19 protein-coding genes and 1 pseudogene are annotated in these 20,504 nt (G+C 35.1%); 13 read left to right on the top strand and 7 right to left on the bottom strand.

Going from position 1 to position 20,504, the window contains the following annotated elements:
* Positions 1-137 precede the first annotated feature (137 nt).
* Positions 138-476 carry a c-type cytochrome gene (locus MOC86_RS11615; RefSeq protein WP_268584334.1) on the top strand — a complete coding sequence of 113 codons (339 nt, stop codon included), beginning with the start codon at positions 138-140 and terminating at the stop codon, positions 474-476.
* A 97-nt stretch (positions 477-573) separates the two neighbouring features.
* Here MOC86_RS11615 and MOC86_RS11610 read toward each other — a convergent pair whose 3' ends face one another.
* On the bottom strand, positions 574-834 hold the full coding sequence (locus MOC86_RS11610; RefSeq protein ID WP_268584332.1) for a hypothetical protein: 261 nt from the start codon (positions 832-834) through the stop codon (positions 574-576).
* 752 nt (positions 835-1,586) lie between these two features.
* On the opposite strand from MOC86_RS11610, the gene MOC86_RS11605 reads away from it, so the two are divergent.
* From MOC86_RS11605 to MOC86_RS11585, 5 genes are all read left to right on the top strand, one after another.
* Positions 1,587-3,248, top strand: coding sequence for an aryl-sulfate sulfotransferase (locus MOC86_RS11605; RefSeq protein WP_268584331.1), 1,662 nt, complete (start codon positions 1,587-1,589; stop codon positions 3,246-3,248).
* A 400-nt stretch (positions 3,249-3,648) separates the two neighbouring features.
* The gene (locus MOC86_RS11600; protein WP_268584413.1) at positions 3,649-4,866 is read left to right on the top strand and encodes an OFA family MFS transporter; all 1,218 of its coding nucleotides are present in this window, start codon (positions 3,649-3,651) and stop codon (positions 4,864-4,866) included.
* A gap of 453 nt (positions 4,867-5,319) precedes the next feature.
* A complete protein-coding gene (locus MOC86_RS11595) occupies positions 5,320-5,793 on the top strand; it encodes a MarR family winged helix-turn-helix transcriptional regulator (protein ID WP_268584330.1) in 474 nt (157 codons plus the stop codon).
* On the top strand, positions 5,777-8,431 hold the full coding sequence (locus MOC86_RS11590) for an MMPL family transporter (RefSeq protein ID WP_268584329.1): 2,655 nt from the start codon (positions 5,777-5,779) through the stop codon (positions 8,429-8,431). The genes MOC86_RS11595 and MOC86_RS11590 overlap by 17 nt, the downstream gene beginning before the upstream one ends.
* 694 nt (positions 8,432-9,125) lie before the next feature.
* Positions 9,126-9,608 carry a hypothetical protein gene (locus MOC86_RS11585; RefSeq protein WP_268584328.1) on the top strand — a complete coding sequence of 161 codons (483 nt, stop codon included), beginning with the start codon at positions 9,126-9,128 and terminating at the stop codon, positions 9,606-9,608.
* A 107-nt stretch (positions 9,609-9,715) separates the two neighbouring features.
* Here the strand turns inward: MOC86_RS11585 and MOC86_RS11580 are convergent.
* From MOC86_RS11580 to MOC86_RS11565, 4 genes and pseudogenes are all read right to left on the bottom strand, one after another.
* Positions 9,716-10,558: pseudogene (locus tag MOC86_RS11580) on the bottom strand (manganese catalase family protein).
* A 646-nt stretch (positions 10,559-11,204) separates the two neighbouring features.
* Positions 11,205-11,375 carry a hypothetical protein gene (locus MOC86_RS11575; RefSeq protein ID WP_268584327.1) on the bottom strand — a complete coding sequence of 57 codons (171 nt, stop codon included), beginning with the start codon at positions 11,373-11,375 and terminating at the stop codon, positions 11,205-11,207.
* A gap of 148 nt (positions 11,376-11,523) precedes the next feature.
* Positions 11,524-11,721 carry a hypothetical protein gene (locus MOC86_RS11570; RefSeq protein WP_019394356.1) on the bottom strand — a complete coding sequence of 66 codons (198 nt, stop codon included), beginning with the start codon at positions 11,719-11,721 and terminating at the stop codon, positions 11,524-11,526.
* Positions 11,722-11,980: 259 nt separating this feature from the next.
* On the bottom strand, positions 11,981-13,384 hold the full coding sequence (locus MOC86_RS11565) for a PLP-dependent aminotransferase family protein (protein WP_268584326.1): 1,404 nt from the start codon (positions 13,382-13,384) through the stop codon (positions 11,981-11,983).
* Between the two features lie 127 nt (positions 13,385-13,511).
* Between MOC86_RS11565 and MOC86_RS11560 the strand changes: the two genes are divergently transcribed.
* Entirely contained in the window at positions 13,512-14,474 is a 963-nt protein-coding gene (locus MOC86_RS11560) for a carbon-nitrogen hydrolase family protein (protein ID WP_268584325.1), read from the top strand.
* Between the two features lie 37 nt (positions 14,475-14,511).
* Here MOC86_RS11560 and MOC86_RS11555 read toward each other — a convergent pair whose 3' ends face one another.
* Positions 14,512-15,894 (bottom strand): YheC/YheD family protein, encoded by a 1,383-nt coding sequence (locus MOC86_RS11555; RefSeq protein ID WP_268584324.1) that lies wholly within the window; start codon positions 15,892-15,894, stop codon positions 14,512-14,514.
* 280 nt (positions 15,895-16,174) lie between these two features.
* On the opposite strand from MOC86_RS11555, the gene MOC86_RS11550 reads away from it, so the two are divergent.
* Positions 16,175-16,690, top strand: a complete 516-nt coding sequence (locus MOC86_RS11550; protein ID WP_268584323.1) for a hypothetical protein — start codon at positions 16,175-16,177, stop codon at positions 16,688-16,690.
* 56 nt (positions 16,691-16,746) lie between these two features.
* Here the strand turns inward: MOC86_RS11550 and MOC86_RS11545 are convergent, their stop codons facing one another.
* The gene (locus MOC86_RS11545; RefSeq protein WP_268584322.1) at positions 16,747-17,592 is read right to left on the bottom strand and encodes a hypothetical protein; all 846 of its coding nucleotides are present in this window, start codon (positions 17,590-17,592) and stop codon (positions 16,747-16,749) included.
* Between the two features lie 297 nt (positions 17,593-17,889).
* Between MOC86_RS11545 and MOC86_RS11540 the strand changes: the two genes are divergently transcribed.
* The 5 genes from MOC86_RS11540 to MOC86_RS11520 are packed head-to-tail and all read left to right on the top strand — an operon-like array spanning position 17,890 to position 20,504.
* Positions 17,890-18,336, top strand: coding sequence for a hypothetical protein (locus tag MOC86_RS11540; RefSeq protein WP_268584321.1), 447 nt, complete (start codon positions 17,890-17,892; stop codon positions 18,334-18,336).
* A gap of 20 nt (positions 18,337-18,356) precedes the next feature.
* The gene (locus MOC86_RS11535; protein WP_268584320.1) at positions 18,357-18,821 is read left to right on the top strand and encodes a hypothetical protein; all 465 of its coding nucleotides are present in this window, start codon (positions 18,357-18,359) and stop codon (positions 18,819-18,821) included.
* A gap of 25 nt (positions 18,822-18,846) precedes the next feature.
* Complete coding sequence (locus tag MOC86_RS11530) at positions 18,847-19,632, top strand: hypothetical protein (RefSeq protein ID WP_268584319.1); 786 nt, start codon at positions 18,847-18,849, stop codon at positions 19,630-19,632.
* Positions 19,633-19,653: 21 nt separating this feature from the next.
* Positions 19,654-20,118 (top strand): hypothetical protein, encoded by a 465-nt coding sequence (locus tag MOC86_RS11525; protein ID WP_326847724.1) that lies wholly within the window; start codon positions 19,654-19,656, stop codon positions 20,116-20,118.
* Positions 20,119-20,150: 32 nt separating this feature from the next.
* A complete protein-coding gene (locus tag MOC86_RS11520) occupies positions 20,151-20,504 on the top strand; it encodes a hypothetical protein (protein WP_268584318.1) in 354 nt (117 codons plus the stop codon).

The following is a 20,504-nucleotide window of genomic DNA, read 5'->3' as shown; positions in this document are numbered from 1 at the left end:
ATAATAATTGCTCTGGATGTAAATAATAAAATATGAACGAAACAGGTGCTGACGTTACTAAATCAGAAAATAGGTTTCACCTTTATTGCTTATCATAATTAAGTTATTATAGAAAATTTCAATTCGGAGGTTATAATATGAAAAAAATATTGATTACTTCTGGAATCAATATTGTTCTCATAGGATGTCTATTATTTTTACTGTTTTTTTATAAAGGAACTCAAGATCTACAAAATGAGGACGGGGAAGCAACAACCGGTAATCCAGAAGAAATTGTAAGTCAAAACTGTATAGCTTGTCATGGAGACAACTTACAAGGTGGGTCTGGACCTCCTTTAAATAGAGTAGGTTTAAAATATCAACAAAATGAAATAGAAGATATCATTAATAATGGTAAAGGCGCTATGCCAGGTGGGGTTATTTCTGCGGAAGAGGCTAAAATTGTGGCTGAATGGTTATCACAGAAAAAGGAATAATCATACATGGAACGATGGAGAAATAGATAAAATACAAAGCGGCCTGTGCCTAATAAATGCGACTCAAGCTGCTTTATATTTTATAAAATGAATATAGTTAGAAAAGAGAGGACCAATTAAAAATGACAGACCAAACAATGGCGTTAACTAATAAGCCACTAACCAAAAAAGTCCATTGGTTTTCTTTCTCTTTCCAGCAAGTAACAATAAGGGCAATTCCAATTAGAACTCCGATAAAGGAAAGCCATGGGAATGGATCAAAGGTTTTTAAACAATAAATACCAAAGCAAAGTGTTAACAGTAAAGACAATAAAAGCTCACTGAATAATGATAATTCAGTTTTAATATGATTATTCATTTTATCCTCCTAAAAAGTAATTTATCTCCTATGCCATATAAGCATAACATCGTCATTTCAATGTCCTGATGAATTAGAATGTCTTGAATCTTCCTGATATCTATCCAACTTTAATTAAAAAAAGTGTAAATGTAACGTAAAGAGTAAGGCATCTTTAATTTACTCGGATATGAACACGTTTATACAGGGGGGAAATATCACAATGATTTCAAGAATACGGGATATAGAAGGCACTTTTTAAATCCCTTAATATAAACCAATGGATTTTTTGATGTTTAGATAGTAGGGAGACATGATCCCTTTGATTAGATAAGAAGAGCACAAACGGAGAATGCTTCCTATTTGTTGTAGAATCTAATGTATATGAATCTATAAAACTGCTCAGATTAATAACATGTTTCCCATTTATATAAATTTGAGAATCCTTTGCTAGTGATAAGCAAAAGGTTCTTTTTGCTGTCTTTTATTTAGGATCTTTATTATTAAACTTATAGCAATTACTAATAAACTTTCTAAAGATGGCGAACTATTATTTTTCCTTTAATCATACAATAAAGTGTAATTAGTTATCCGATTATACATTGAAGCCCTTCATACAATCTTAGTCACCATAATTTTGGTTATCGATATTAAAAATTATAATAATCATTTCATCACAAATGATTGTTTGTAATCTTCAGACTTTTAGAGCTGATACACTCCCGACATATTCAAAATATATAGTTGTTATAGACAGTGTCGGAGGTATGAAAATGAACAAATATATTTCTAAAGCTATTATGGCTTTCTTTACTATAGTAATTGCTACTATAACAATTGCTTTCATTGTAGGTTCTTCTTTTAGAGGAAATACAACTGAAACAACAGAATCTACAAGTAAAACAGAAGGCGTTGTTACAAAATTATTAACAGACGAAATCGAAAATCAAGAAGAAGTAGAGCAAACGTATAGAGAGGAACTAGAAAGTGGAGAGTACAATGAGGATAACATGTTGGTCATACAAGACCCTTATGGTAATTCACCATTAACAGCACTTGTATTATTCAAAACAGAAGAACCTTCAAAGGTAACCGTTGAAGTGCCTGGCCGTACGAAAAAGACAACCATTACACATACGTATGAAGAGTGTAAAACAACACATGAAATTCCTGTATTAGGATTACTAGCTAATACAACAAATAAGGTTACTGTAACCGTTGAAAATGAGAACGGAAATGTAACGAAAAAAACGCTGAGTATGAAAACAGAAAAATTGCCTGACTATATTGGAAATATAAATGTTGAAAAAGCTAATACAGAAAAAATGGAACTGGGGAATAGTTCACTTACCTTCTTCGTCCCAAGTACAAAGTATCCATATGCATATGATACAAATGGAGATGTACGTTGGTATAGTATAAGATACAACAGTCATGTATTCCAAGAACTTAAAAATGGTCATATTTTATACTTAACGAAAGCAGACAATAGTGATGACACTTATAACGAATTAGTAGAAATGGATTATCTAGGTAAGTACTATAAAATTTACGAATTGAATTCCGATAATGCGATTAATGAAGGTAAATCGGAAGAAATGACAATGGTTCATCACGATGCGATTGAACTACCGAGTGGTAATTTATTGCTAACAGTAAACGGAGATACAAATTACATTGAAGATATTATGATTGAATTGGACCGTGAGACTGGAGAAATCGTCAAAACAATCGATTTGAAGGAGCTATTGCCAAGTGAGTTTTATGAAGAATATGATGAAACTACACGTGAGGATGGCAAAGTTGATTGGTTTCACCAAAATGCGGTTGTTTTTGATGAATCGGACAACAGTATTATTATCTCTAGCCGCAACCAAGATTTAATAATGAAAATTAATTATGAAACAAGCAAAATTATATGGATTATGGCAGATGAAGAAGGCTGGCCAGATGATTATAAACAATACTTAGTAGCTGGAACAGGTGATAGCTTCAAGTATACTGCAGGTCAACACGCCCCGGTAATTTTACCAGATCAAGATCATAATGAAGATACAATTGATCTTCTTGTATATGATAATAATGTTGTGGTAACACGCGGTAATGAATCGCTTTCAAAGGACTACAGCCGTGGTGTCCAATATCGTATTAACGAAAAGAAACTTACAGCAAAAGAAATTTGGAGTTTTGGTGAAGAACTAGGTGCTGATCACTTTACCAATATTGTTGGAAGTACGCGTTTCTTCCCTCAAACAGGTAACCGTCTAGTAAACTTTGGTTATTTAGATGAAGATACTCATAGTGCTATATTTGAAGTAAGTGAAAATGGGGAAGTTGTCTTTGAAGCAAATATTACAGATTTTCCAGCAGGTGCCCGTGCGTATCGTGGTGAACGATATTCCTTATATAATAATAACTGGGAATATTCATTGTAAATGAAGAGGATTCTTTAGGCTTTGCTTTAAACGTTTTTAAGAATCAAATACAAAAATGTCTGCCATCATATAAAGAATGGCGGGCACATTATGTTGGTTATCAGAAGAAAAAGCGTAAATCCATTGAGTGACAACGGGTTTACGCTTTTTCTTTTTATTTAGATATACTTTTACAAATGGGTTTAATCTATATTATGTAGTTCAGCAACTAAGAGTAGAATGAATGAATCTACAATCGTATATACAGCTTGTTTTTATTCATCAAGATAAATCCTAAGAAGACCGCGTATCTTCCTCTTTATCTTGGATACAATAACCTTTGACTTATAGGTTGACGTTTTATTAATACTAAAACTCCTACAACTAAGAACATTGAATATCAAGATGGAGGAAGGTTATGATGAAAAGCAAGGATATTCACCCTGGGTTTCTTATTCTAGGAACAATTATTGTCCAAATGGGACTCGGGACAATTTACACATGGAGTTTATTCAACCAACCCTTCGTTAATAAATTCGATTGGGAGCTTAGTTCTGTAGCTATAACGTTCTCTATCACGAGTTTTGCTTTAGCTTTTGCTACTTTATTTGCGGGAAGGCTACAAGAAAAATGGGGAATTCGTAAATTAATTGCTTTATCTGGTTTTATTCTTGGGTTAGGGTTAATCCTTACTTCACAAGTTTCTTCACTCCTAATGCTTTATTTGCTGGCGGGTATTGTTGTAGGTTTTGCTGATGGAACAGCCTATATTACCTCTTTATCTAACTTAATTAAATGGTTTCCGAATCGTAAAGGGCTCATTTCTGGAGTTTCTGTATCTGCATATGGATTAGGAAGCTTAATTTTTAAATACATTAATACAGCTCTCATTAATCATGTAGGTATCTCCCAAACCTTCTTCTACTGGGGTATCATCGTTATGGTCATGGTAGTTGGAGGATCTTTACTTCTAAGAGAAGCTATTATAGAGGAAACACCTATGAATGCAGAGAATACGCAGAATAAACGGGGTTATACGGTTAAAGAAATGTTAGTAACGAAAGAGGCTTACCTACTTTTCATTATGTTCTTTACAGCATGTATGAGTGGTTTATATTTGATTAGCATTGTTAAAGACATAGGTGTTCAATTAGCTAATTTAAATGTTGCTGTGGCGGCTAATGCAGTGGCTATGATTGCTATTTTTAATACAGTCGGTCGTCTTATTCTCGGTTCACTATCTGATAAGGTTAGTCGTTTGAAAGTCATTGCCTCCACGTTTTTAATTACAGCTATAGCTGTGCTTATGCTGAGTTTTGTTCAGTTGAATTATGGAATTTTCTTCGCTTGTGTCGCAGTCATCGCTTTTTGTTTTGGTGGAAATATTACTATATTTCCTGCTATTGTAGGAGATTTTTTCGGTTTGAAAAATCATAATAAAAACTATGGAATTGTCTATCAAGGCTTTGGTTTAGGTGCACTTGCTGGCTCTTTCATTGGAGCATTTCTAGGAGAATTCAAACTAACATTTATTATCATAGGGATTCTTTGCATTCTATCTTTTATTATAGCTATCCTTATTAAATCGCCTAATCACTTAAGGGAAAATAAATTAGGTGACATAAGAAAAGCTAAATGAATGTAACAACAATGAGGAGTAGATCTAATTTATTTTTATGAACCTATTCTATATTTGAACGCTGTATAAATAACGAGTAACTAGACATGTTAAGCTTGGAGGTCTGTTCTAGAGTGTTTATTATTTTGTTACACAAAATACACAAATGGCAAACATTCATATGAAACCAACTTCCGCTAGCAAAAAGAGCACCTAATATTATAATTAGATGCTTTTTTTGCTTCTCTAATTAAAACCGACCACACTCTCTCCGTTTGTCCACAGATAACCATGAAAATGTTAAGAGCTCTTTCTATGAAAAATTCTCAAATATTAATGATTAAAAAGAGGGATAAATAACTAAAGGAGTTGCAATTGAACATTTAGGATTGACAATAGATTGTTTAACCCTATAAACTATACTTCGTAGTATTGTTTATCCCTATAAACTATGTAAAGGAAGAGGAGAGAAAATTGGCTAAAAGGAACTTATACCAAGCGGTTAAACTTTTTGAAGACGTTTTGCTTACAGGTTCTGAAGTGATTAGTAAAAAAGTGGACCAAAATTTATTTGACAACGTTTCTAAACAGCAGTATGAACTGTTAAACACTCTTAAAATTAAAGGTCCTTCTTCACCAGGAAACTTGGCTCTTGTACAATGCGTACATAAAAGTGCGATTTCAAACCGATTGAAAAAATTGTTAAATAAAGGCTTGGTTCAATGGGAAAACTCTGATGGAAATGACGATAAGCGCTCAAAATTAGTAAGCATTACACCTCAAGGTGAAAAGCTTATTAGTGAAATGGATAAAGCGATTTTTAGTGTCATTGAGGACATATTAAGCAATATAGAAGATGAAAAAATTGATACATTTATCGATGTTTTCACAACCGTAAAAGAAACGTTAATTGCAAAAGGAGATAGTACAGATGAGACTAATCATTAAATTTAAATGGGTAATCGCTGCTTTATTGATTGTCCTAACAGCTGTGTTGATGCTAACGGCTCCTAACTTAGCAAAGCTTGCGAGTGAAAAAGGGCAAACACAGCTTCCAGATGATGCGGTTTCTCAGCGAGCCGCCGAAATCTTAAAAGATGCAGGAGAAGACAATAACACGATAAGCGTTGTTGTTACGCTAGATAAAGCGTTGAATGAACAGCAAGAAAAAGATATTCAAAGCTTAATAGAGAAAATGGAAGATATTAAAGGGGTGAAGTCGATTACAACTCCTTTAACAGAAGACAAAGAAGTACGAGAACAGCTGATGTCAAAAGATGAAAAAACTGTACTTATTCCGGCAACTGTTGAAGGATCTGATGAAGAAGTTGAAAAAATTGCAGAGGATATTTATAAAGAAATACCAAAAAGTTTAACAACCTATGTAACAGGGGCATCGCTCATTAATCAAGACTTTGCCCACAGTTCTGAAGATGGACTGAAGAAAACAGAAGTCATTACAGTCTTCTTAATTTTAGGATTGCTTCTTGTTGTATTCCGTTCAATTGTAACGCCATTCGTTCCTATTTTGATTGTTGGTGTTACGTATTTAATTAGTCAGTCATTGTTGGCCATTTTAGTGCACAGTTTTGACTTCCCAATTTCTACGTTTACACAAACATTCTTAGTAGCCATCCTGTTTGGAATTGGTACAGACTACTGTATCTTAATTCTCACTCGCTTCCGTGAAGAGCTTGCGAACGGACATGATAAAGTAGAAGCAACATTAATTGCTTACCGCACAGCAGGACGAACATTATTTATTAGCGGGATTGCCGTTTTAATTGGTTTTGCAGCCATTGGATTTGCAAAATTTGCGATTTTCCAATCTGCTGTCGGTGTAGCCGTTGGAGTTGCTATTTTACTTCTTGTGCTATTTACTCTTTTACCATTGTTTCTCGTTACGATTGGTCCAAAACTTTTCTGGCCATCGAAAAAAGTTATTTCACATAGTGAAAATAAGCTTTGGGGATTTTTAGGGAAGCATTCTGTAAAAAGACCATTTTTATTCCTAGTCATCACAGCGATCATTACAGTACCGTTTATTCTCACATATGATGAAGAAATTTCATTTGACTCAACGGCGGAAATTAGCAGCGATTATAAATCCATTAAAGGATTAAATGCTATGAGTGAAGCGATTGGAGAAGGAAAGGCATTTCCTGTTACAGTCGTCATCAAAGGCGAGAAAGACTTAACAACAGCCAAAAGCATTCCATACTTAGGAAATCTCAGCAAAGAGATTGAAAAAGTAGATAACGTTGACTCAGTTATGACAATTACACAGCCAACAGGTGAGCGTATTAAAGATTTATACGTTGATTCACAGCTAGGGATTGTTTCAAATGGGCTTGGAGATACAATTAATGGTCTTAACGATGTGAAAAAAGGGTTAACAACAGTCCAAAACGGATTAAACCAAATTTCAAGTGAAACAAGTGCTTCATCAGGAAACAGCGGAAGTTCTCTTTCACAAGCTGCGGACGGCTTAACACAAGCAAATGAACAGCTTGGACTTGTAAGTCAAAAACTTGCTTTAACAGGAAACGTTGACGAAGCTCTTCCGCAAATCACAGCGATTAATAGACAACTTGGCACAATTGCAGAAGGTCTACAAGGAGCAAACACGCAAATTGAAGGAGCACAACAACAAACAAAAGCGCTAAGTGAAAACTTAAGCAAACTTTCTCAAGGTGTGAAAGATGCCAATGATGGATTAACACAAATTTCGGATGGTCTTACAAAAGCAAAAGACACGTTAGGGAATATGAGCAACAGTCAAACTGTTCGTGAAACAGGCATTTATATTCCAGAAGAAACCATGCAAAATGAAGATTTTAAACAATCGATTGACACCTATTCATTTGATGATGGAAAAGGTTTAAAACTAAGCGTTGTGTTAGATTCAAATCCGTATTCTGAAAAAGCAATCACAACGGTGAAAGATATTGAAGAAGCGGTAGATCGTGCTGTTATTGATACACCTTTTGAAGATGCTGAAATTGTGTATGGTGGCATTTCAAGTTCGAATGCAGACTTAAACGATATTTCCACAACAGATCTTTCAAGAACCATGATTATTATGATGGTTGGACTTTTCGTTGTGCTTACCGTTTTATTCCGTTCGATGATCATGCCTGTATATATGATTGCTTCACTGCTTGTCACATACTACACAGCGATTTCGATTTCGGAGTTTCTATTTGTAAATGTGATGGGTGAGAGTGGTATAAGCTGGGCTGTTCCATTCTTTAGCTTTGTTATTTTAATTGCATTAGGAATTGACTATTCTATTTTCTTACTTGATCGTTTCCAAGAAGAAGTTAAGGAAAGCATACCAGATGCAATGGTAATATCAATGCGTAAAATGGGATCTGTCATTATTACAGCATCCATTATTTTAGCAGGAACGTTCGCAGCTATGATTCCATCAGGCGTTCTTACGCTTGTTCAAGTTGCAACAGTCATTATCATTGGGTTGCTTCTATACGGAATTGTCATTTTACCACTGCTTATCCCAGCAGTAACTGTTACGTTTTATGAAGGAAACTGGTGGCCATTTCGCCGTAAGAAAAGAGAAGAATAAGTAAAAGAGGAGCCTTCCTACATGGAGGCTCCTTTTCTATTTCTTATATTCAGGATGGTGATGGCGCGGACATCCAAATAAGTAACAATCAGTTTGAAAAGAAGGAGTGAATTCAAGCTCGGGATGAGAAAGGGAAGCAACATTTTTATCATATTTTCAAATTCTTTAAGATGCTTCAATTCGTCTTTTATATATTCTTTACGATGATCTTCTGATCAGCTTTCATCCCTATCTTCCTTAGCATCTTTAATGTTTTGCTTTTTCTCCGTAATGAGGCTTTGTAATAAATCTTGGGCACGAGGCATATCGTTCATTTGAAAGAGAGCATACATAAATCCGCTAACCTAATGAGGATCTTTAAAATAGTCATTTCAACCTTTCTCATACCAAGTGATAGCTTCCTTTAATTGTAGTGCTCTTTCATTTGTATTCAAAAGATAGCTCCTTTTTTAGAAAATATAAAGATATTTGAAGGAATCAGAAGAAAAGGTCAGAAGTTATGACTAAGACCTTTTTTAATTTATCATGTTTTAAAAGTGTGAAGGAGGGATGAAAAGGAATTTACTTGCAAGACAGGAGGAACAGAAAATGCCCTCGTGCTATATCATAAAAAGGTTGAGGGAAATATGTTAAAATAAGAACATTCCCAATTCTTATAGAAAGTATGGATGGTGTTCAAAAAACGAGAGGAGGGATGAGAGAAGTATATTTTCATACAAACTCTTCTCTACATTGTTATATGAAAAATATTTCGTTAATTTTCGTTTTTGGGCTTTTTGCTCTTTCATTTGTTTTATTTCTTCTCACAGGTCTTCAGTACATTCTGAGTCTTTTTCTCGACGTGCACTATACACATCAATATAGTTCGCTTTTTTTATCTTTGCACGTTTGTCTTGGGTTCCTAATTCTTGTACCTGTGGACGTTATTTTAGAAGATGTTATGAGACACTTTCAAGGAAACAACAAAAAGAGGATTATTTTATCTCACATTTTTCAGTTTCTTTTATTTTTTCTTTATATGAAAACAATGGTAGCTTTTATGAACATTGCAACATTCAACTCTATCGTTTCAGAAGTCTTGTTCTATACCATTATGTACGCTATATTCTTTGCGCTTGAACTTATAGGTGATAGGGTGAAAAAGGAAGATGAACAGAGATTTCAACTTCACAAATAACGGGAGAGAACAGCGTTTACTCGGGTACATAGAGAAAGTAATAAAAGAAATTGAACTGTTTCCTGTACAAAAATATCCCGCAATCAAATGATTGCGGGATATTTTACTTATTTAGATGTTACTTTTTCTTTTGTTAAATCATGATGAAGCGCAGGATCTGGAACATTTGGATTTGGAGCTTGTCCCTGCGGCTGAGGATTTTCGACATGAACGTACTTTCCAGTTCCGTCTGGTGATGTTCCTTGTGACCATGGACCTTCTTTTGAAGCTGTTCCTTCTGAGAGATCCCAGAATTTATATGCTTCTTCTTGAGCTTCTTTTTCAGCTTCAGGTGGAAATGAAGAAGGAACAACAACACCATTCTTTTCTTCTAATTCATTGATAACTTCCATCCACTGATATTGATGATAACGGTCACGAGCAAGCATTTTACGGAACACTTTGCGTACCCCTTCATCTTCTGTCATATGATATAAACGCGCTACTTGAAGTCATCCTTGACTTTCCGCATGTAAATTTGAACGCATATCTGCTAAAAGGTTGCCGCTTGCTACAATATAGTTTCCGTTCCACGGTACTCCTTGAGAATTTGATGGTAAACCGCCTAATCCACTTACAAGTAGATGTTGAGGGTTAATTCCACCCATAATAGCTGATGTTGCTGGATCTTTAGCTGCTTCTGCTTGATCTTCTGGGGAAGCTCCATCTAAAAGCTGGCTAATAAGAGAACAAAGCATTTCAACATGACCAATCTCTTCTGTACCAATGTCCATTAACATATCTTTATACTTTTCATTTCCTCGACAGTTAAACCCTTGAAAGAGATATTGCATCATAACCGTCATTTCTCCAAATTGTCCGCCTAAAACTTCTTGTACTTGTTTTGCTAGCATTGGGGCTGGCTTATCCACTTTTACTTCGAACTGTAACTCTTTTTGATGACGAAACATAACACAAATTCCTCCTCTTGTTTAATAGAATGTCCCTTCTCATCTACCCCGTTTTTCTTTCCTTTAATCACTTTATTATCCAATCCTGAACATTGAATATGTTATTTTTTATATAAACCGTTGTAAGATCTCGTATTGTTTAACTTTTATAATTAGGGGAAACAAAAACTATAAAACAAGACAAGTAAAGGAGAGATAACAATGCCTTATCAATCGCTAGAAGAGCTTCCAAAAGGAGTCAGAAACTTGGAGTGCAGTTGAAGAGAAGTATAAAAAATCAGACAATGGAAAATGGGTAGAAAAATAAATTGGGCATGGGAAAGGCGATGATCTCCCTGTTCAAATAGCATTATAAATGTAAAAAAGAGAAGACAACATCTGTCTTCTCTTTTTCGTTTAATTCGTGAGAAAGGGGATAATTAAAATGCTTGTAAAAATAAGGGAATAAAAATGCATAAAAAACCGGCTATTTATAATTAGGGGAATCACGATAGTGGTAACAGGAGGCGTAACAATCGGAGAAAACACCTTTAGGATAAAGACAGGAGTTGGAGAACTTTTAGAGTGTTTCGTTAGTTCAAGAGTAAGACGGTAAAACCTCGCATAAAAGCATAGAAAGGAAAAATACGCTCTTATGCGAGGTTGTTTAAATAAACAAGAGAAAAAGCACAGCAATTAGGATACTTTGAACAAGATGAACAATCCGCACCTTTAGTTTATTTTCTTTTTTGCGTAAGAGGAAAAGGTTTAATGAAAATCCTGTTATACTAACAACTAAAAAAGCAATAATGAACGTTAGCATAAAATCATACGTCATCATGTCAACTCCTTGTTAGGCTCTGTTGATTTTAAGCGTTCTTCATGTCCTATTATCGGAGCTTGTCGAACATGATAAACAAATGGAGAAATAGAAATTGAACTAAAGAAACCCCCATCTTCACATAAAGAAGAGGGGGGAGTGATGGTCATTTTGTCTTTTTGAAAAGTTTATAAATTCTCACAGCGCTTGCTACAGCAATTAAAATACTTAAAATAATAAAAGCTAATCCATTATCTGTATTTTGGTAGTTCACGATATTTGCAACTGTCAGCAGCACAGCAAATACAAAGATAATGATATTAAAAATGATAATAAACTTGTTATAATTTTGTGGAGAAGCCATATTATAGTTCCTTTCTAATTAACCTTATCCCTATGTTACCGCAAGAATGAGAACTTTTAAACTAAATTGCTAATTTATTTAGTTTACATAATTTGATTCTAGTAAACAAAAATTATATTTTTCGTTTACTGAATAAGAATTGTCCGATTGTAAAAAAAATCAAGTGTTATTTGATTGTAGTTTAGTATCATGAAATTTCTCATTTGCTTATGAGTGAATTTTAAAATGAAGGGGAAAGATCTTCATTTTAAAGTTTCTATTATAACGAATGCAACGATTGAGAAAATCGTCCAATAGCATCTCTTATTTTTTCCTTTTGTAGTCGTGCAAATGTGAATCTAACGTAGCCGTCATCCATTCCATATATGCTTCCTGGCATATATAAAAGCTTGTTTTTTATCGTTTGTTCTACAAGCTGTTTATCACTTGCTTTTTTATTTAACTGCCCCCAAATATGAAGACCTCCCATTGGGATGGAAAAAGCTATTTCATCTCCCAATATGTCTTTCAAAGCCTGTATCATCTCATCTCGTCGCTCTTTTAATTGCTGGGTAAGATGTTGTTGATGAATAAGGAAAGAAGAGGATTGTAAAAGTTCATTTGCGATAGTTTGCGGAAACACGCTTAGTCCGAAATCCATTTGCTGTTTTGCTTCTCCAAGCCGTTGAATAACAGCTTCAGGTCCTGTTATCCAACCAATTCGTAAACTTGAAGCGGCTACTTTAGAGAGGGAACCGATATACAAAACATTTCCGTTTGTATCATATGATTTGATTGGTTTATGATGATGTTCTCCGAATGAAAGAGAACTAAATGGGTCATCTTCCACAACCGGAATGCCAAGAGACTCAGCTATTTCTAAAATGTGTTTCCTCCGTTTTTTATGTAAGACGGTTCCAGTTGGGTTTTGATAGGTTGGATTTAGAAAAATCATACGGATGTTTTTCTCTCTGTAGAGCTTTTGGGCATGTTCTGGAATGATGCCATTTTCATCAACAGGAAGTCCGAAAATCCTTAAACCTGCTGATTGGAATAAAGGAAGCGAGTAAAGGTAGGAAGGAGATTCAATCGCTATGGCATCGCCAGGGCTTAGCAAACATTGTGTAATAAGATAGAGAGCCTGCTGGGCGCCTGATGTAATTAAAATCGACGAAGGTGATGCTTTAATGCTATAGGCTTCCTTCAGATGAGAAGAGAGCGTTTTTCTTAGAGGCAAGAATCCTTGTTGATGAACATAGCTTAAGTCTTCTGGGAAAGGGCAAGTTTTTAGACAATGTTGCAAAAGCTCTGTCGGAAACAAATCTTTTGAAAGTTCGCCACTTGCTAAATCAAAGTCAATATCTCCTTCGCTTGCCATCTCGCGGATCCTTTGTACAAGAGGATAGGAAGTTCGAAAAGACCCACCTTCAACATAGCGACGCCAGTTTGTTGAACTAACAATCGTTCCGCTTCCACGTTTTCGTTCTAGAAATCCTCGAGCAAAAAGCTCATCGTAGGCATGTACAACAGTCATTCGGTTCACTTCAAGTTTTTCGGCTAACTTTCGTTCTGGGAGAAGGCGTGTTCCTGGCGTATATTCACCATAGGATATTTTTCGTTCAAGCTCATCTACAATTTGTTGATATAAAGGGGTACTGCTTATTTTATCTAGTTTCCATTCCATATGAATGCTCCTTATTTTTTCTTGATTATAGTTTTAGAAATTGGATTAGTCAATGATAGTCCAATTGGATGCATACAAAATGATCGCTCTCTTTTAAAATAACCGTAAAAGAAAGGAAGCGATAAATATGGAAAAAGTGAGAGTAGCAGTTGTACAAGCAGCTTCTGTTATTATGGATAGAAAAGAAAGTATCAAAAAAGCCGTATCTTTAACAAAAGAAGCAGGAGAAAAATCGGCAAAAATTGTTGTCTTTCCAGAAGCATTTATCCCTGCTTATCCAAGGGGCTTAACGTTCGGAGCAACGGTTGGCAGTCGTTCTGAAGAGGGAAGAAAAGATTTTTTACGCTACTTGGAAAACGCGATTGTTGTTCCAAGTGAAGAAACGGATATTCTCGGTGAAGCAGCTAAAAAAGCGGGAGTCTACTTAATTATTGGCGTTATTGAACGAGAAGGAGATGGAAGCAGAAGCACGCTTTATTGTTCTGTTTTATTTTTCGGACCAGATGGCAAGCTTCTTGGCAGGCATCGTAAGCTAAAGCCAACAGGTTCAGAGCGTCTAATATGGGGAGAAGGAGATGGAAGCACGCTCCCTGTTTTCCATACTCCTTATGGAAGAATTGGCACGCTTATCTGCTGGGAAAATTACATGCCGCTTGCTCGTGCTGCAATGTATGCAAAAGGAGTCGATCTTTATATTGCTCCAACGGCAGATGCAAGAGAGGTATGGCAATCCACAATTCGCCATATTGCAGTTGAAGGGCGATGCTTTGTACTTTCATGTAATCAATATGTGAATAAAGAGATGTATCCAAAAGATTTAGCATGCTTTTCTGATTTGGAATCTTCTCCTGATGAAATGTGCAGGGGGGGAAGTGCAATTGTAGGCCCTCTTGGAGACTATATAAAAGAGCCTGTATGGGGAAGAGAAGAAATGATAATAGCTGATCTAAATTTAAAGGAAATTGCAGCAAGTCGCTTTGATTTTGATGTTGTTGGCCACTATGCAAGACCAGATGTGTTTCATCTTACGGTAAATGAAACAAAGAGAGAGCAAGTAACGTGGGAAAATAAAAAAGAAGCAAAGGGATAGAAAAGCAGCGTAAAGCTGCTTTTTGGCCGTGAAGGAGTTATAACTGTTTGTAGCGCCGAATGGTTTTATACATATCTAGGTTTTTAAGTTTTCGAAATCCTTTTGTACCTGGACGGGAATTTACTTCAATAATGAAAATACGCCCCTTTTGATCAATACCAACGTCAAGTCCCCAAATCCGTTGATGAAGAGAAATATCTCCAAGTTTTCCTGCTGTTTTAAGGGCAATAGAGTCTAAATCTTGAAGAAGTTTAGTGATATTGAGATGACCAAGCCCTGACTTTTCAACAGCTTCTTCGATCGACAATACATCGGCATCTGTTGCAAGGTTTGTTGTAAAATAGCCAAGACTTGCGACTTTCGCATACTTTCCAGTCACAACCCACTCCGAGTGCTCGTTTCGTTGGACAATGATACGCAAATCAAGTGGACGTCCCTCAATCGTAGCAAGATCAATGTATTGTTGAACAAGATAAGTTTGATTATTTATCATAGACTGTAAAAATGTAAAAGCTTCTTTCTTTGTTAGAAATTGCTTATTCTCGTTTCGGTATTGAATAAGATAAGAAAGTGGTTGAGCCGAAACTTTAATAACCCCTGACCCTAAGCTTCCAAAAACAGGCTTTAAAATAATTGTTTTATGCTCATCAAGTATATTCCATAAAACTTCCTCACTGTTCATAACGTGTGTTTGGGGTAAAACAGGTTGAAGAGACTCCTCACTTTTTAAGACAGTATAAACATTTTGTTTTTGTCCTTTAATATGAAGGGGCTTTGAATTTGCTTTTGTGACCCAAAGCTTCTTTTGCTCATCAATTCCAATGCTTATTTCCCACATAGGATATCTCAGAGCTTTCTTTTCAAGTTTTTTTATTACTTTTAGAATGTTCTCATCAAGAGAGGTAAGCGTTTCAAGCGGAAGGTTTAAAAGGGAAAATGTCTCTTTTACGGTCAAAATATCTGTTTCTTGCTGTGATATACTTTTTACTTTTACATATTTTTCTGTTATATCCCAATTTCCTTCTGGTTGTTTTTCAACTTTTAGCTTTAAAGAAAAAGATCGATTTTTTATTTGAAGGAAGGGGATATACTGTTGAATAAGATAAGGAGTCTTGATTTTAGAGGCTAAAAAAGTGAATAGGCTTTCTTTGTCGACGAAAAGGAAAGACCCTTCGGAAGTAAGCACTTTGTAAGAACCTTTCTCATCTTTTAGAACTTGAAAGGTAGGCAAACTATGATTAGAAGTAGGTTTCAATAAAATATTTTCATAGTTACTTAAAAATCGAAAAAACGCTTCCCTTTTGGTAAATTTGATACTTTCCGGAAATGAGATTCCTGAGGAAAGAGCAAAATGATTACGTTTTCCGTTAAAATGAACAACTTTCTTTTTTCTATTAGTTTTGAATGATTTACTAGACATCGTACTCCTCTTTTCTCAATAAGCTAGTATTACTATATGAAAAAAAATAATATCCGTATGGGTTATGATGGAGAAATTGAAGTTTCTTAAAGAAAACAGAAAGGTTTTTTATAAGGAGGGAGCCTTCTTTTTGGGGGACGAACATCTCCTTACTCTTTAGAATGTAAAGATCGGGACGTTCATGATAAAGGATTTTTTTAATGTTCACGAGATAGCTTGACTTCATTGAACACCTCCTTTTGTAATGTCATATATTACAAAAGAAAAGAGGAGGTTGAGTATGAAGCAGAAAATCAAAAAAAAAGAGCACCCTTATGTAAAAAAACAACCATTTAAAGTAGGCGAAGATGTTAAGACATTCAGATGTGAGCCAGAAGAAGTAGAAGATTGTTCAACAGACATAGTGGGAGTTATTCAGAATGTAGGAATAGATTTTGTTGAATTAATAAAGCAAGATCATACCGTAATTAGTATTCCAATGAATCGAATTGAAAACGTGAAGTGGTTAGAAAAAAAGGTATTTTCCCGTTTCGATGACTGTGATAAAGTAGACACTTGCCCACATTGTAATCAAAAAGAGTGTAAGTGCGTTGAGAAAAGAGTGCTTAATCCTCGTCCATGTAATTGCGAACATAAATCTCACTGTAATTGCCAGAAAAAGTTTATAAGATTTCAAGACTGTGTGATTCCTTTTTGCGATAAAAGGGTTGAATTACGACTAGGTGGCTTAACAGATAATCTGAAGTTTGAATTATTCCGTCATAAAGGAAGCAAAGTGAAACTGCACGTTCTGTAACTTAAAAAGGAATCCAATAATGGATTCCTTTTTAAGTTGTTATTCTATTGAAGGGGTTAACACTTTAAGGAAGCTATTTCTGGTTGTTTCATCTTAATGAAGCATATTTTTTCAAAGTCTATCCCTTGTTTTTTTCTTGGAGTTTCAATCAATAAAGAGCGTTCTGTCACTTTTACTAAAGTCCCTCGAGTTTCTTTATTATCAAATGTTTTTACATAAAGAGTGCAGTCTATAAAACTTTTTAATAAAAAAGAAAGTTGCAAAGGAAAGAACAGCTTTAAAAGAAAAGGACTTTTAGGAACAATTTGACCGAAATTAAACGTAATTTCTCTTCTGAGACACGGATCAATATTTAACAATGGTTGATCTTCATTAAGTATTTCTTCTTGTTCTTTTTGGATCATCCATCTAATTTTTACAAAAGGAATCCATACTGTTTCATCATTCTTTGTGTGTAAAATAATAAAGTCTATCCCGTTATAAATAAATTTCCCATGAACTTTTTCATAGTGGCTTTCACATGTTAACGTTCCTTCAGGCTCTATGTCTTCTTCTGTACAACTTATTGTAACTTCAATCATCTGTCCTTTTAACTTATGCAAGTTCTGTAGAAGAATATCATCTTCTTCCTCTTCCTCCTGCTGAAGTCCAAGCGTTAACAGCAGTTCATTTGCCTCTTCTATACATGCATCGATTTCTGCTAATTGCTTAGGTGGAAAAGAACTTGTTGCTGAAGGAAATTGTGGCTGTATAATCCGTTCAGGACATGTATCAGGAAGACAAAAATCATCTTCTGTTCCTCCAGGTTTACAATCAAAGCATTCTTCTTCTCTCTCTATTTTAGGGATTACCTCACGTTTTCTCTTAAGATTTATAGGTTTGGAATATCGAATAATAAACACCCTCTCCTTAATTCATACACCTAATATATGGTGAATAGGTGAATCTGGTTGGGCGAATATCCCATAGTGACCCGGATTATCATAAAAATGTCTACAAGGAATAGAAGGTACTTGCATGGAGTTTTCTTTTTGTTTTTGGTGAGTACTGTTATACTCTTTAATCCGAAATAGAAAATATTGAAGAATAAGGCAAGCCTCCTATTCATAATTGTTTATAGAGTTTACTTCAGTGCTTTTACTTTTCCTCAGTGGGGAATAAAGGGGAGACAGAGGGAACTCAACATAAAGAGGGAAAGAATGATGCACATTGTTGGGGTGATATACTTGCTGATTCAAAACCTTGGTTTTTTGCTTTGTGTCAATCTTCTTTTAACAGGTTCTGCTTATCTTTTCCTTTTTAAAATTCGAAAACTTATTGGGTTTCAGTTAGGAATGAATATTTCAAATTTAGCTGGAGGCTTCTTTGCTATTGTGACAGGCATCATTTTAATTTATCAATTTCCCTTACATTTTGTTTGGGTAACAATGATCACAACCGTTATCGGAATGGTTGTCGGAGCACTTTTTGGAGGGTTATTTGATTATCAAACGTTATTAACAGGAATGATTAATGGATTGATGATGGGAGTTATGGCTCCGATGGTTGGTGCAGCCTCTCAAAACAATCTTCTCTTTTTGGTTTTTATTGAACTCATTTTTATATGTAGTCTTTTTTTGCTCCTCTTTTCTGCCAAACGTACATAGCTTAAAGGAGGGAGTAAAATATGGGTTTCTTTCTTTATGGAGTGCTTATTCTCAATTGTTTAATTGGTGCTTTCCTTTATATCATGATGCACAAGAAAAGAAAAATATTTAGCGATCGATATGGAATGATTATGGCGATGTGTGCAAGTGGAGTGTTGAGCTTTGCATTAGGAATAGTCATTGAATTTTTGAATAAAAATGGTTCCATCGTTATGTCTATTCTCGTGCTTGTAATAAGCGGGATGCTTGGAATTATTTTTGGAGCTCTTGTAAAGTTTCAATCTTTGCTTTCAGGTTTTTTTCAAGGGACTGTAGGAGGAATAATGGGAACGATGTTTGGCGCTGTTGTGAAAAACCCTTCCTTATGTAATTTACCTTCTGAATCTCTATATACTGTTGAACAAAGTATAGTGATGTTTAGTTTGTTTAGCACCGTTCTCGTCATCGTTACAGCAAGTCTACTTCTTTACTCATTTAGAGTGTGATACTCACGTCAGGAGAGGAGCCTAAATGGAAGATAAAAAAATTCGGTTAGATGAATATAGAAAGAAACTGTTAGAAAAACGAGAAACCGAAGAGCTAAAAAACGATATTATTAACGAGTTCAACAGTCAAAGTGGAAAAGGGTTAACATCGCCAACAACACCTACAACAACGGAAGAAACACGGTTATTAATGGAATACATTGACAGAGCTAATTTATTTAATATTTCTAAGCAAGATGAAAAACGAGGGAAAACTTTAAAATACCGCAAGTTTTTTAAATCGAAAAGAAATCAGCAAGTTGAAATCTATTTTAAATGTGGAACTCAATCACTTTACACAGAAGGTAAAGTGAGTACAGTTGGGCGAGATTTTGTAATGCTTACAAATTTAAAGGAAAGAAAATGGATTCCTTATCCTGTGATTGAATCTGCGAACATTCCGTTTGGGATTCCAAACTACTCTAATACCCATCAACATTATATTTTTGATAATAATTTACGAAATAAATTACTGTATGAATTTGGGGAAACCATTTCAAAACGGGATATTTTAAGACAACAATTTTTTGAAGAAACGCTTCAAACGAATTTAGATTCTTGGCAGGAAACATGGGTGACGGTGCACCTTAATGAGAATGTACGAAAAATAGGTAAAATTTTAAGCGCCGAAAATCAGCAGCTCACCCTTACTTTTTTAAAAGAAAAAGAGCGTATTAATTTGAAAGATATCAAATACGTTAACACAATAAGGCTTACTAGTTTATTCTCGCATGTATTCAAACGTTTCTCACATAAGGAAGGTAACCAGTAGGGAAGTAAAGGAGGACTTTTCATGTCATCAAATAAAAAGGAACAGGGAAAGAAAAAGAGTGAGTATAAAGAACAGGAAAAGTATCGTTTTGGCGAAAAGAAAGTAGATAAAGTAGAGAGAGAAGAGAAGATAGAAAAAGAAGACAAGGTAGAAAGAAAAGAGCAAAGAATGCTAGAAGCTCCTGTACGTGTAGACGTGCAAGCTGTCGAAGATCCATTATTCGATGAATTACAAGGATTAATTGGAGAATCCATTCTAATTATCACAGAATCAGATCAGCTGAATTTATTTGGGCAAGCATTTCGACCGATCTTTTGCGGAACCATCTTTAGCGTTGAACAAGGAAATATCACATTATTCCCTGTCACAATTAAAATGGTAACTGCTCCATTTTTCCAGTTTCCAACACCATTAAGTATTCCTTTAGAGAAAATTGCCCAGTTTACCCCTAATTTTGATTGTGATGCGAGAATACCGCTTACATAAGGACAGGGAAAATAACAGGGGGGAGTTATCAGATGAAGCAGTATGAAAAAAAGGAAAAAGTAATGGATGAGAGAATGATAGACGAGGATGAGAGAGTCACAGAAATACAGTTACCTTCAAACAATGAGATTCATGATGAAGCGCTTATTCAAGAGTTTGAGAGAGGGATTGGGAGTCAAGTATTTATATTAACACCCTCTTTTCCATTCGTCTTCATTGGAGAGATTACAGCAGTAGTAGGAGACAATGTTGTAGTAGATGTTCAAACAACAACAATTGGGGAATTAGAGAACCGAATTTGGTCTATTCATATTCACCAAATTGAAGTGTTTTATATTGAACAAGAAGGACTGCCGCCAATTCCAGAATTAAGAGACGATATGTAA

This window comes from Priestia endophytica, assembly GCF_026790145.1.
Lineage (GTDB): Bacteria > Bacillota > Bacilli > Bacillales > Bacillaceae_H > Bacillus_I > Bacillus_I endophytica_A.
The sequence above is the reverse complement of the archived record's forward strand: the minus strand, read 5'-3'. Positions and strand labels throughout refer to the sequence as shown.